The sequence below is a fragment of the Aquihabitans sp. McL0605 genome (assembly GCF_049993875.1).
Lineage (GTDB): Bacteria > Actinomycetota > Acidimicrobiia > Acidimicrobiales > Iamiaceae > Aquihabitans.
In genome coordinates this window covers 4,694,520-4,707,201 of the sequence record NZ_CP188252.1, presented here as the reverse complement: position 1 = coordinate 4,707,201, position 12,682 = coordinate 4,694,520, and the positions used below count along the sequence as shown (strand labels likewise).

The window sequence follows — 12,682 nt, the reverse complement described above, 5'->3', positions numbered from 1 at the left end:
GGCTACCAGCCGCGGTCGGCGTAGGTGGTCTCGAGCTTGGAGATCTCGAGGCCCGGGATGGCCGCACCGAGCCCACGGCTGACCTTGGCCAGGATGGCCGGGTCGTTGAAGTGGGTGGTGGCCTCGACGATAGCCTTGGCCCGCAGCGAGGGGTTGTCGGACTTGAAGATGCCCGAGCCGACGAACACCGACTCGGCGCCGAGCTGCATGGCGAGGGCGGCGTCGGCCGGGGTGGCCAGGCCGCCGGCGCAGAACAGCGGCACCGGGAGCTTGCCGGTCTGGTGGATCTCCTGGACCAGCGGCAGCGGGGCCTGGAGGCGCTTGGCCCACTCGAACAGCTCCGGGCCGTCGGCCTGGGTGATCTTACGGATGTCGCCCAGGATCGACCGCAGGTGGCGGACGGCCTCGACCACGTTGCCGGTGCCGGCCTCGCCCTTCGAGCGGATCATGCACGCACCTTCGGAGATGCGGCGGAGGGCCTCGCCCAGGTTGGTGGCGCCGCACACGAACGGCACCGTGAAGGCCCACTTGTCGATGTGGTGGGCCTCGTCGGCCGGGGTGAGGACCTCGGACTCGTCGATGTAGTCGACGCCGAGCGCCTCGAGGATCTGCGCCTCGACGAAGTGGCCGATGCGGGCCTTCGCCATGACGGGGATGGTGCAGACGGCCTGGATGCCCTCGATCATCTCCGGGTCGGACATGCGGGCGACGCCGCCGTCTCGGCGGATGTCCGACGGCACCCGCTCGAGGGCCATGACCGCCACGGCCCCGGCGTCTTCGGCGATCTTGGCCTGGTCGGGGTCGACCACGTCCATGATGACGCCGCCCTTGAGCATCTCGGCGAGTCCTCGCTTCACCAGCTGCGTGCCGGTGGCGGGGGTGGTGCTGGACGAGGAGGCGGGCGACTCGGACATGTCGTCAGTCTAGAGAAGCACCCACGAGAACCCGAAGCCGGTTGCCGGGCCGCCCGCCACCTGGCCTACGGGACGACCGTGGTGCCGCCGGCCTTGGGCAGCTCGACCCAGGTGTTGCCGGGCGTGAGCAGGATCGGGGCGCCCTTGTCGTCGGTGAGCGTGGCCGGCTTGGCGATGTCGGGCCGGTTCCAGGTGCCGTGGATGACGGCACCGTTGGTGAACACGAACACCTCACCGGACCCGACGGTGTGGGCCTCGGGCGAGCGGAGGTCGGCCGGGCTCTGGCCGTACTCGGTCACCTGGACCACCACGTTCTTGGCGGTGAGCTGGGCGCCGCTGGCGTCGAGGTGGGGCCGGTTGCGCTGGTTGCGGACGTAGGCGCGGGCCTTGGGGTCCCAGCGCCACGAGGCGGGGGTGCCGGCCATGCCGCTCCCCCACACGATGTCGACGCCCTGCGCCGAGGTGCCGGTGGACGGGTTGGCCTGCCCCGGCTTGCGGTACGAGAACAGCGGGGCCGGGGCCGGGGTGCCGGCGGGTGCCTTGGCCCACAGCTGATCGGTGGCGGCGTACAGGTTGTGCGGGGCCTTGCGGCTGTAGTCGCGGGAGAAGGCGCTCGGCACGGCATCGGCACCGACGTTGATGATGTAGGGGCTGGCCGCCACGGCGGCGACGACGCCGCCGTTGCCACCCGACCAGGCGAGCAGCGGGCGCCCGAGGATCGGGAGGAGCTCGACGTCGGTGGTGCGGGCCGACCGGACCGGTCCGACCTTGCCCGGCTGCTGCGACTGGAAGATGCCGACCAGGCGGGTGATGTCGCCCTCGACGATCTCCTCGTAGACCACGTCGGTCTGGGGCAGGCCCGTCTGGGGCACCGCCGACTGGCTCGGGTTGTCGAGGTTGTCGATCTTCACGGCCAGGGCGGGGCGCTTGATCAGGTTGGCATCGGCGGGCAGCCCGGTCAGGGGCGCGACGGGGCCGGTGGCGGGCGCCGTGGTGCTGGTGCTGGTGCTCGTGGAGGTGCTCGACGCCGTCGTGCTGGTGGTGGGCTGGGGCTTGGCGGCGGACTTCTCGCCGCCTCCGAGGGCCATGGTGGCGACCAGGCCGATGGCGAGCACGCCGACGCCTCCGCCGACGACGCCGCGCCGTGCGTTGGGCGAGAGCCCGGACCAGAGCTGGGACAAACGGGACATGGGGAAAGCCTTCTTCCTCGACCGCCGTCAGGGGTGGATGGGGGTGGACCAGGCGCGATGGAGCGCCTGGGGGCGGAGCGCAGGGCGCTCCGAGCTGGAGCCGCTAGAGCTCCTGGAGGGCGGCGATGCGCTCCTCCAGCGGTGGGTGGGTGTCGAAGAGCTTGTTCCACTTCGACATCCGACCCTCCTCCTCGTCTCGGGCGACGGGCGCCTCGATCCAGAGGTGGGCGGTGGCCCGGGAGGCCGAGTGGACGACGGTGGTGTCGTCACGCAGCTTCTCGAGCGCCGAGATGAGGCCCGGTGGGTACCGGGTCATCTCGATGGCCGACACGTCGGCCAGGGACTCACGCGAACGGCTGACCGCCATCTGCATGAGCTTGGCCAGCAACGGCGACAGCACCAAGATGGCGATGCCGAAGATGGCCAGGAAGGGGGCGGCGCCGCCGTCGCGGTCGCTGTCTCGCCCGCGTCGTCCGCCGTTCCACCACATCATCCGCACGCTGATGTCGGCGGCGAGGGTGACGATGCCCACCATGGTGACGGCGAGGGTGGAGACCAAGATGTCGTCGTTCTTGATGTGGCTCAGCTCGTGGGCCAAGACGCCCTCGAGCTCCACCCGGGTCATCATGTCGAGCAGGCCGGTGGTGACCGCGATGGCGGCGTGCTTGGGGTTGCGGCCGGTGGCGAAGGCGTTGGGCGCCGGGTCGTCGACGATGTAGATCCGCGGCTTGGGCAGCCCCGAGGCGATGCACAGCCCCTCGACCAGGTTGTGGAGCCGGGCGTAGGTGTGCTCGTCGGCGGGGACGGCGCGGCTCATCTTGAGGGCGATGACGTCGGACTTCCAGTACGCGGCCCAGGCCGAGGCGATGGCCACGACCGCCGCGATGGCGACGCCGACGAAGCCGAAGTTGAGCAGCCACAGGATCACGGCGATCACCAGCGTCGTGAACAGCACGAAGGCCACCACGATCGCGGCGGAGCGCCGCTTGTTCTGCTTTACCTGGTCGTACACGAGGTCAGCGTGTTCAGAACTGCACGGAGACGGGGCCCCGGGCCTCGCCTGCGGCTTCGAAGTACTCGCGGGGGGCGTAGTTGAGCATCCCGGCGATGACGTTGGACGGAAGCGTCTGGATCTTGGTGTTGTACTTGTTCACGGTGTCGTTGTAGAACTGCCGCGCGTAGGCGATCTTGTCCTCGGTGGCCGTGAGCTCCTCCTGGAGGGCGAGGAAGTTCGTGTTGGCCTTGAGGTCCGGGTACGCCTCCGAGAGGGCGAACACGCTCTTGAGGGCACCGGTCAGCATGTTGTCGGCGGCGGCCGCCTCTTGCGGGCCGCTGGCCGACTGGGCCGCGTTGCGGGCCCGGATGACGGCGTCGAGCGTGTCCTTCTCGTGGGCGGCGTAGCCCTTGACCGTCTCGACGAGGTTGGGGATCAGCTCGGAGCGCCGGGTGAGCTGCACGTCGATCTGGGCCCAGGCCGCCTCGACCTTGTTCTTGAGCGCGACGAGGCCGTTGTACAGGACGACGAAGATCAGCCCGACGACGATGACCAGGACGATGAGGACCACGAGGACAGCCACGGGCGACACCCTACGGCCTACGGCCCGCCGATCGGGATCGCTTCCACCCGCGCGGCTGCGGTGCGGGGCTGCAGACGCGCTCGTAGAGGGCCAGGTAGTGGTCCGCGAGCTGGTCCATCGAGAACGACGTCGCCCGTTCCGTGGCACTTGTCACCAGCTCGGCGCGACGGACCGGATCGGCGAGCACGAGGTTCAGGGCGTCGGCCAGCGCCTGGGGGTCGCCCGGGGCCACGAGCAGGCCATCGAGGTCGGGGCGGGCGACGAGGCGGTAGCCGCTCAGATCGGAGGCGACGATGGCGGCGCCGGCGGCCATCGCCTCCAGCAGCACCACGCCGAACGACTCGCCGCGCAGCGACGGCGCGCAGAAGATGTCGGCGGCCTTGAGACGGCGGCGCTTCTCCTCGTCGGAGAGGCGGCCGAGCCAGTGGATCCGCGGGTCGCCGGCATGGCGGACGCGGAGCCGCTCGGTGTCGGGGCCGTCGGAACCGATCCACACGGTGATGTCGGCGGGGAGGAGCGGTAGCGCCGCCAGCAGCACGTCGAGGCCCTTTCGGGGCTCGTGGCGGCCGAGGAAGAACAGGGTGCGGCCCTCGGTGGGCCACGGCTCTGCGTCGGCGAACCGATCGATCTCGATGCCGTTGAACAGGTGCTCGTAGGTGCCGCCGATGTGATCGACCGCCAGGGCCTCGGCCTCGGCCGACACCACCACCCGCACGTCGAGGCGCCCGGCCAGCCACCGCAGCGCCGGCGACAGGTACTGGTACGACGCGCTGGTGCCGGCGGCGTGGAACGTGCCGACGAGCGGCGTGGGCTTGATCAGCGCGGCGGTCATGCACGCACCCGGGACCATCGGCTCGTGGAGGTGGAGGACGTCGAAGCCCTCGTCGCGCACGGCGCGGATCAGCCGGAGCTGCGCCGACGGGTCGGGGGCGATGGGCGCCACCGAGCCGTTGGCGGCCGTGGGGATCGAGTTGCCGAGCGGCGTGACCCAGCCATCTGGAGGCGGACCGTCGGACGGCGCCAGGATGCGCGTGGGGTGGCCCTTGGCGCGCAGCGAGCGCGACAGGCCGAGCACCTGCTCCTGGACCCCGCCCGGCACGCTGATGCTGTACGGGCAGACCATCCCGATGCGCACCGCTAGGTGCTCTTCTCGTGGAGGGCGTGGTCGCTGGGCCAGTTGGGCTGCAGCAGGTGCCACTGCTCGGGTGCGAGCCGGATCAGCTCCTCGAGCTCGTGGGCCAGCACCTGGGTGACCCGGGCCACGTCTTCGCGCAGCTTGCCCTGGCGGGTGGTGTCGATGGGCGGGCGCACGACGCCGCGGTGGGTGTCGCCGTCGAAGTAGCAGGTGGCGGCCATGAGCGGTGCACCCGAGCGCAGGGCGAGCGTGGCCGGCCCCGCGGGCAGCGTGGTGCGCTCGCCGAAGAACTCGACCTCGATGCCGGTGCCGGCGATGTCTCGGTCGCACACCAGCGACAGCAGGCGGCCGGCGCTCAGCGCCCTGGCCACGCGGGCGCCCGAGTCGGGTCCGAGCGGCACGATCTCCATGCCCAGCTGCTCGCGGAGGTCGACGAACCAGGAGGCCAGCTCGGGCGGCTCGATGGGCTCGACCACGGTGGTGACGTCGATGTGCTGGCACGCCGTCAGCCAGAACGCAGCCCACTCCCACGCGCCCAGGTGGGGCATGGCCGTGATGACGCCGTGGCCGGCGTCGTACGCAGCGCGGACGTGCTCGAAGCCCTCGGTGTGCATGCGCGCCTCGAGGACCGAGGCCGGCGTGCCCGGCAGGCGGAACGACTCGATCCAGTAGTCGGAGTACGAGGCGAAGACCTGGTCGACGGCACGGTTCAGCTCGGCGGGCGTGAGGTCGGGGCGGACGCGGAGCTGGTGGCGCTCCACCATCTCGCGCCGGCCGTCCATGACCCGCGCGGCCACCCAGCCGGCGCCTTCGCCGAAGGGGCCCAGCACCGGAGAGGGCAGCAGCCGCGCGATCGCGCTGCCGACGCGGTACGCCGCGTAGCTCTTGTCGGGCAGCACGGTGGGGTCAGCGAGGAGGGCGGAGCTGCGAGCGGCGCCGCACCTGGCGCTCGGTCGAGCGAGCCACGCGACGGTCGGTCTGGCGGCGCGTGCGGGTGCGCTCGCGGATGGTGGGCCGCGTGGGCACGTCGTTGCTGGCCTGCTTCCAGACCTTGACGAAGCGCTGGCCGGCGGTGACCAGCGTGAGGGCGAGCATCACCCACAGGATCGGGACCAGCAGCTGGTTGAACAGCAGGCCGAACCCGAGCGCGATCAGGCGCTCGGCCCGCTCCATGATCCCGCCCTTGGCGTTGTAGCCCAGGGCCTCGGCCTTGGCCCGCTCGTAGGAGATCAGCATGGAGGCGCCGAGCACGGCCATCGGCAGCAGCGCCAGGCGCCCGGGCTGCGTGGTGGAGAGGTACCAGGCGACGCCCAGCAGCAGCAGGGCGTCGGTGAAGCGGTCGGCCACGGAGTCGAAGAACGCGCCGCGCGGCGATGCGGTGCCGGAGGCCTTGGCCACTGCGCCGTCGAGCACGTCGGGCAGGGCCGTGAGGATGAGCAGGACCAGGCCGAGGCGCAGCGCGCCGTTGCCGATGGCGATGGCCGCGGCCGCCGCCATGGCGATGCCGGTCAGGGTGAGGTGATCCGCAGTGATGCCGGTGCGCTTGATCTGGGCCCCGACGGGCTTCAGCGTGCGCTCGGCCTCGGCGCGGAATCGGCCGTCGAACATGGGGATTGTCTCCTCGGTGGGACCAGGACGGTCTCGGTGCTTGCAGAAGTTAGCACTTCGGTCGATGTACGGGTAGGTCTGATGGATCAGACCCGGCGCCGCACTCGTCCCCTACCCACAACAGCGTAGGAGCAATCAGCCCGTTCCGAGCGACCCGTCGAGGTCGCTCCAGTCCTCGGGGTTGTCCTCGGTGAAGCTCGCCACGATCTCGCCGTCGACGCCATCGACGAGGACCAGGCCCCGTCGGGTGGGCGGGTTCTCGGCCGAGTACAGCAGGATCCGCCACGTCGGACGGCTGGCCAGGCCGCGCCAGCCGAGCTGAGCCGACGCGTGGCCCACCGGGAACGCCACCCGCTCCGTGGCCGCCACCAGCGCGTCGCGCTCGTCGACGTCGAGGTTCCACCCGGCCAGCAGGTGGTAGGCGCCGATGAGGATGAGGCTGATGCCGGCGGCGAGGAAGCCCACGTTGACCAGCACCCCGTCGGACCCGCCGACGAGCCAGGTGATGATGCAGGCGACACCGATCAGGAGGTAGAGGTAGCCCGGGACCCGGCGGCGGTTGTTGTTCGGGAAGACGTAGGGCCCGACGAACTCCGACACGTTGAGGTCCTCGGGGAGCGCGTCGCGCACCTCGGCGTCGCCGACCACGGGGGCATCGACCGCCGCATCGCCGACCTCGGCATCGCCGACCACCTCGTCGGGAGCGGGCGCCTGCTCGTCGTCGACCATGGGCCCGACGGTAGCGGCACGCCTCCCCCGCCCTCCAACCCCCGGGCGGTGGGCGTCAGGAGGGCCAGGCGTCGGTGATCTTGGTCCAGCTGACGGCGAGCGGCTCGTTGAGCACCCGGGTCTCCCCCACGGTGGTGATGAAGTTGGTGTCGCCGCTCCACCGGGGCAGGCAGTGGACGTGCAGGTGATCGGGGATCCCGGCGCCGGCACCGGCGCCGAGGTTGATCCCCACGTTGACCCCGTCGGGTGCGTAGGCGGCGCGGATGGCGGCCACGCCGGCCTGCACGCCGACCCACAGCTCGGCCGCCACCTCGGGGGCGAGGTCGCCCAGGTCGGCGGCGGCCGCGTTGGGGAGCACCATCAGGTGGCCCGAGCCGTACGGGAAGGCGTTGAGCACGGCGAAGCAGCCGCTCCCCCGCCACACGATGTACGTCTCGTCGTCGGGGAGGCCCGAGTGCAAGATGCGCTCGAAGAGCGAGCGGCCGGCGTCGTCGGGGCGGACCTCGGCGTGGTCGTTCGTGATGCGGGTGATGTAGCTCGACCGCCAGCCCGCCCAGAGCCGGGCCAGGGCAGGCGACGGACCGCCGCCTGCTTCGGCTGCGGTGGTCACGAGATGTGGGACTGGTCGTCGACCTCGTCGACGAGCCGCTGGGCGAACGCGTCGACCGACACGCCGCGCTCGACCTCGCCGCCGCGGGGGTTGACGCCGACGGTGCGGGCCGACACGTCGTCGTCGCCGACCACGAGCACGTACGGCAGCTTCTCGTTCTTGGCCTTGCGGATGCGGTTGCCGAGCTTCTCGCTGGCGTCGACGACGTCGGCCCGCAGGCCGAGCGAGGTCAGCTCGTCGACCACCTCCTGGGCGTAGGCGTGGTGATCGTCGCGGACGGGCAGCACCCGGACCTGCACCGGGGCGAGCCAGGCCGGGAAGGCCCCGGCGTAGTGCTCGAGGAGCACGCCGAAGAAGCGCTCGATCGAGCCGAACAGGGCCCGGTGGAGCATGACCGGCGTGTGGCGGGCGCCATCGTCGCCCACGTACTCGAGGCCCATGCGCTCGGCCATGTTGAAGTCGTACTGGATGGTGGACAGCTGCCAGGTGCGGCCGATGGCGTCGCGGACCTTCACGTCGATCTTCGGGCCGTAGAAGGCGCCGCCGCCCTCGTCGACCTCGTAGTCGAGGCCCTCGGCCTCGAGTGCGGCCCGCAGGTTCTCGGTGGCCGAGGCCCAGCCCTCGTCGGTTCCCACCGTCTCGGCCTTGGCCGGGCGGGTGGAGAGGCTGGCTTCGAACTCGTCGAACCCGAAGGCGCGCAGGACCGACAGCACGAAGCCGAGGAGGCTGCGGATCTCGTCGTGGGCCTGCTCGGGCGTGCAGTAGATGTGGCTGTCGTCCTGCGTGAAGCCCCGGATGCGCATGAGGCCGTGCAGGGTGCCGGACTTCTCGTAGCGGTAGACCGTGCCCAGCTCGAACAGGCGCAGCGGGAGCTCCCGGTAGGAGCGCTGGCGGGCGCCGAAGATGAGGTTGTGCCCCGGGCAGTTCATGGGCTTGGGGTAGTACTCGCCGTTGTCCATCTCCATGGGCGGGTACATCCCGTCCTTGTAGAAGCCGAGGTGGCCAGAGGCTTCGAACAGCTTTCCGTTGGCGATGTTGGGCGTGTACACGAACTCGTAGCCGCCCTTGGCGTGACGGTCGCGCGAGTAGTCCTCCATGAGCTTGCGGACGATGCCGCCCCTGGGGTGCCAGACCGCCAGGCCGCCGCCGAGCTCCTCGGGGAAGCTCAGCAGGTCGAGGTCGGTGGCCAGGCGGCGGTGGTCGCGCTTGGCGGCCTCCTCCAGCTGGGTGAGGTGGTCGTCGAGCTCCTGCTTGGTGGCCCAGGCCGTGCCGTAGATGCGCTGGAGCATCGGGTTCTTCTCGTCGCCGCGCCAGTAGGCACCTGCCACGCGCATCAGCTTGAAGTGGCCGAGGAACGTCTTGGTGCTGGGCACGTGGGGGCCGCGGCACAGGTCGATGAAGCCGGGGTAGCCCACGAACGGCGGGTGGGCCGATGGCGTGGCCGGCGGGTTCTCGTAGGTGCGCACCAGGCCCGACTCGGTGGCCGAGGTGGGGTCGTCGGCCTCGCCGTCGATGATCTCGAGCTTGAAGCGGTGACCGGCGAACACCTCGCGGGCGCGCTCGCTGGTGAGCTCGTCGCGCACGAACGGCTGCGACTCGGCGAGGATCTCGCGCATGCGCGCCTCGATGCGCTCGAGGTCTTCGGGCACGAAGGTGCCGGGCTTCCCGTCGGGGCCGGGAGGCAGCTCGAAGTCGTAGTAGAAGCCGTTCTCGACCGGCGGGCCGATGGCGAACGTGGCCCCGGGGAACAGGTCGAGCACGGCCTGGGCCATCACGTGCGTGGTGGAGTGGCGGATCGTGAACAGCCCTCGCTCCGAGTCGGCCGTGATGATGGCCACGGCGTCCCCGTCGGCCAGCTCCCAGTTGAGGTCTCGCTCGGTGCCGTTGACCGACCCGATCACGGCCTTCTTGGCCAGGCCCCGGGCGATGGCCGCCGCGAGCCCGCCCACGGTGGTGCCGACGGGAACCTCTCGCGCGCTTCCGTCGGGCAGCTTGATCGTGATGTCGGACATGGGGGCGAGCGTAGGCGAGCGCCCTCAGACGGGAGAACGGCGAATCGGCCGCTTGAGCGCATCGGCCGAGGACCGTGGCGTGGTGCTCTCGACGAACGCGCTGTCGTCGGGCCGGCTCTCCCCTGCGGGCTCGGCGCCCGGGGCAGCCGCCGGCTCCGCGACCGCGCCGTGCCCGTTCGACGAGCCGTTCGCCCCCACGGGCGCCGATCCGTTCACGGCCGTCGGCGCCTCGGCCGCCGCGGTCCCGGCATCGGGCGCGGCCGGCGCAGGCGTCGCCTCGGCAGGAGCAGGCGCGGCGGCGTGCTTCTTCTTGTTGGCGTACTCGTCGACGTACTCCTGGCCCGAGAGCTCGCGGATCTCGTACATGACCTCGTCGATGATCTGGCGCAGCACCATGCGGTCCTGGCCCCGGTCCTGGTAGCGGTCGACCGTGATGGGCTTGCCGAACCGGATGGTGACCGGCAGGCGCAGCGTGGGGAACTTGGCCTCCGGTGGCATCACCTCACGGGCGCCGGTGATGCCGATCGGGATGATCGGGGCCCCCGTGCGCAGGGCGAGGCGGGCCGGGCCGGTGTGGCCGCGGTAGAGCCGTCCGTCTCGGCTGCGGGTGCCCTCGGGGTAGATGCCGAACAGCTGGCCCTGCTCGAGCAGGCGCTGGGCCGTGGCGAGGGCGCGCTCGCCGGCGTCGCCCCCCTCCCGATCGATGGGGATCATGCCGAGCGCCGGGAAGAGCTTGCGGGTCTTCCAGTCGTCCATGTACTCGGCCTTGCCCACGTAGCTGACGCGCCGTGGGAGCAGCGCCGGCACGAAGAACGAGTCGAGGACCGAGGTGTGGTTGGGGCAGAGGATCGCTCCGCCCGACGCCGGGATGTTCTCGAGGCCCTGCAGGTCAAACCTCCAGCCCGCGCGGAACAGGGGGGTCAGGATCGCCTTGGCGACCGGATAGAGCTTGCCGACCTCGTCCGTGGCCATCGCCCTTGATCATGCCCCACCGGCAGGGGTCGCCGCGCCGGTCCGTCCAGGTCAGGAACGGGACAGGTCGACGCCGAGGAGCGCGGCGGCCGCGCTGACCCCGTGACCGGCCGCAGCAGCCTGGTCGATGGCCGCGATGGCAGCCGGGGTGTCGAGGTCGTCGTCGAGCGCGGCCCGGGCCTCGCCGAGCCCGCCATCGCCCTGGCCGGCGACGAGCCAGCCCTTCAGCCGGGTCGCAGCCGTCGGCATGATCTGGTCGTTCCACTCCCACGGGGTGCGGTAGTGGTGGGCCAGCGCCGCGAGGCGGATGGCGCGGGTGTCCCACTCCTTGCGGAGCTCGCTCACGAACACCAGGTTCCCGAGCGACTTCGACATCTTCTCGCCGTCCATGCGGACCATGGCCTGGTGCATCCAGTGGCGGACGAACGGCTCGCCGGTGGCGGCCTCCGACTGCGCCGACTCGCACTCGTGGTGCGGGAAGATCAGGTCGCTGCCGCCGCCGTGGAGGTCGATGGTGGTGCCCAGCTCGCGGAGGGCGAGGGCGGAGCACTCGATGTGCCAGCCCGGTCGGCCGGGGCCCCACAGCGACTCCCAGAACGGCTCGTCGGGCGCCGACGGCTGCCACAGGACGAAGTCGAGCGGGTCTCGCTTGTTGGGATCGTCGACGTTGCCGCCGCGCTCGGCCGCGAACGCCAGCATCTCGTCGCGCGAGTAGTGGCTGATCTCGCCGAAGGTCTTCCAGCTGCCGACGTCGAAGTACACGGAGCCGCCGGCCTCGTAGGCGTGGCCCCGGTCGAGCACCATGCCGATGAAGCCCCGGATGTCGGCGATGGCCGAAGTGGCGCGGGGCTCGCTGAAGCTGGGGAGCATCTCGAGCGCCTCGATGTCGGCGTCGAAGCGGGCGATCTCGCCGGCCGCCAGGTCGAGGTAGTGGACGCCGAGCTCGCGGGCCTTGCGCAGCAGGTCGTCGTCGACGTCGGTGATGTTGCGCACGCAGCGGGTCTCGTGGCCCCGGTCGCGCAGGCGGCGCTGCAGCACGTCGTAGGTCAGGTAGGTGGCCGCGTGGCCGAAGTGCGTGGCGTCGTAGGGCGTGATGCCGCACGTGTACATGGTGACGAGCGGACCCGGCTCGAAGGGCACGATGGCCTGGCGAGCCGTGTCGTAGAGGCGCATCGGGGACGACACGGCCGGCACGTCGGTGGTCTCAGGCACCGGAGTCGTCGGCCTCGGCCTCGGGCTCGGGCGCCGCCGCGACGAGCTCCGGGATGCCGGTGAACTTGACCGCCACCCGGGTCTTGTAGTGCACGTTCAGCTGGAGCAGGACCGCCGTGAACGACTCGATGGGGGTGGCCTGCGAGAGGCCGCCGGCGTCGAGCGGACGGAGGTTCGGGATGCTCGAGACGATCTGCGAGGTGACCTCGGTGGCCCGAGGGTGATCGGAGCAGATCAGCACGTCGGACTCGATGGGGTGGTCGAGGTCGCCCAGCTCCTTGGCCGGCACGTGGTGGAAGCCGGCGGCGACCATGCAGTGCGGCACCGCGGCCTGCACGCTGGCGGCCACCGAGCCCCGAGGCGGGACCAGCGGCTGGAACTCCTTGCCGATGCGGGTGAGGGCGTTGGCCATGCAGATGACGACCTTGCCCTCGAGCTGATCGGCGACGGAGGTGGCGGTGCCGTAGGCGCCGTCCCACGGCGTGGCGATCACCACGACATCGGCCGAGGCGGCGGCCAGGTTGTCACCGGCGACGATGCCGAGCTCCCGTCCGCCCCACTCCGCCTGGAGCTTGTCGACCGTCTCCATGGCCCGGTACTTGGACCGGGACCCGATGATGGTCTCGTAGCCGACTGATGCCAGGCGGGCCGCGAGCGCGCTCCCGGCCGGTCCGGTTCCTCCGAGGATGCCGATCTGCACGGCGACACCCTACGAGGCCGCGC

Annotated in this window: 13 protein-coding genes; all 13 read right to left on the bottom strand. The window is 71.2% G+C overall.

Going from position 1 to position 12,682, the window contains the following annotated elements; all coding sequences use genetic code 11:
• Window positions 1-2 precede the first annotated feature (2 nt).
• The 13 genes from pdxS to npdG all read right to left on the bottom strand — a co-directional run bounded on the left by pdxS (window position 3) and on the right by npdG (window position 12,659).
• Entirely contained in the window at window positions 3-914 is a 912-nt protein-coding gene (gene pdxS / locus ACPPVX_RS21880) for a pyridoxal 5'-phosphate synthase lyase subunit PdxS (RefSeq protein WP_426572703.1), read from the bottom strand.
• A gap of 65 nt (window positions 915-979) precedes the next feature.
• The gene (locus tag ACPPVX_RS21875) at window positions 980-2,104 is read right to left on the bottom strand and encodes a DUF3048 domain-containing protein (RefSeq protein ID WP_426572702.1); all 1,125 of its coding nucleotides are present in this window, start codon (window positions 2,102-2,104) and stop codon (window positions 980-982) included.
• Window positions 2,105-2,207: 103 nt separating this feature from the next.
• A complete protein-coding gene (locus tag ACPPVX_RS21870) occupies window positions 2,208-3,116 on the bottom strand; it encodes a M48 family metallopeptidase (RefSeq protein ID WP_426572701.1) in 909 nt (302 codons plus the stop codon).
• A gap of 13 nt (window positions 3,117-3,129) precedes the next feature.
• Window positions 3,130-3,681, bottom strand: a complete 552-nt coding sequence (locus ACPPVX_RS21865) for a LemA family protein (RefSeq protein ID WP_426572700.1) — start codon at window positions 3,679-3,681, stop codon at window positions 3,130-3,132.
• A gap of 10 nt (window positions 3,682-3,691) precedes the next feature.
• Window positions 3,692-4,816, bottom strand: coding sequence for a glycosyltransferase family 4 protein (locus ACPPVX_RS21860; protein ID WP_426572699.1), 1,125 nt, complete (start codon window positions 4,814-4,816; stop codon window positions 3,692-3,694).
• Between the two features lie 2 nt (window positions 4,817-4,818).
• Window positions 4,819-5,715: a phosphatidylinositol mannoside acyltransferase gene (locus tag ACPPVX_RS21855; protein ID WP_426572698.1), complete on the bottom strand. Its 897-nt coding sequence runs from the start codon at window positions 5,713-5,715 to the stop codon at window positions 4,819-4,821.
• Window positions 5,716-5,722: 7 nt separating this feature from the next.
• The gene (locus ACPPVX_RS21850; RefSeq protein ID WP_426572697.1) at window positions 5,723-6,424 is read right to left on the bottom strand and encodes a CDP-alcohol phosphatidyltransferase family protein; all 702 of its coding nucleotides are present in this window, start codon (window positions 6,422-6,424) and stop codon (window positions 5,723-5,725) included.
• A gap of 135 nt (window positions 6,425-6,559) precedes the next feature.
• Complete coding sequence (locus ACPPVX_RS21845) at window positions 6,560-7,153, bottom strand: hypothetical protein (protein WP_426572696.1); 594 nt, start codon at window positions 7,151-7,153, stop codon at window positions 6,560-6,562.
• A gap of 55 nt (window positions 7,154-7,208) precedes the next feature.
• A complete protein-coding gene (locus ACPPVX_RS21840; protein ID WP_426572695.1) occupies window positions 7,209-7,763 on the bottom strand; it encodes an HIT family protein in 555 nt (184 codons plus the stop codon).
• Window positions 7,760-9,775 (bottom strand): threonine--tRNA ligase, encoded by a 2,016-nt coding sequence (gene thrS, locus ACPPVX_RS21835; RefSeq protein ID WP_426572694.1) that lies wholly within the window; start codon window positions 9,773-9,775, stop codon window positions 7,760-7,762. Before thrS ends, ACPPVX_RS21840 begins: the two co-directional genes overlap by 4 nt.
• 24 nt (window positions 9,776-9,799) lie before the next feature.
• Window positions 9,800-10,747 carry a lysophospholipid acyltransferase family protein gene (locus ACPPVX_RS21830; RefSeq protein WP_426572693.1) on the bottom strand — a complete coding sequence of 316 codons (948 nt, stop codon included), beginning with the start codon at window positions 10,745-10,747 and terminating at the stop codon, window positions 9,800-9,802.
• 51 nt (window positions 10,748-10,798) lie between these two features.
• Complete coding sequence (locus tag ACPPVX_RS21825) at window positions 10,799-11,959, bottom strand: cysteine--tRNA ligase (protein ID WP_426572692.1); 1,161 nt, start codon at window positions 11,957-11,959, stop codon at window positions 10,799-10,801.
• The gene (gene npdG / locus ACPPVX_RS21820; protein ID WP_426572691.1) at window positions 11,952-12,659 is read right to left on the bottom strand and encodes an NADPH-dependent F420 reductase; all 708 of its coding nucleotides are present in this window, start codon (window positions 12,657-12,659) and stop codon (window positions 11,952-11,954) included. Before npdG ends, ACPPVX_RS21825 begins: the two co-directional genes overlap by 8 nt.
• Window positions 12,660-12,682: the final 23 nt, after the last annotated feature.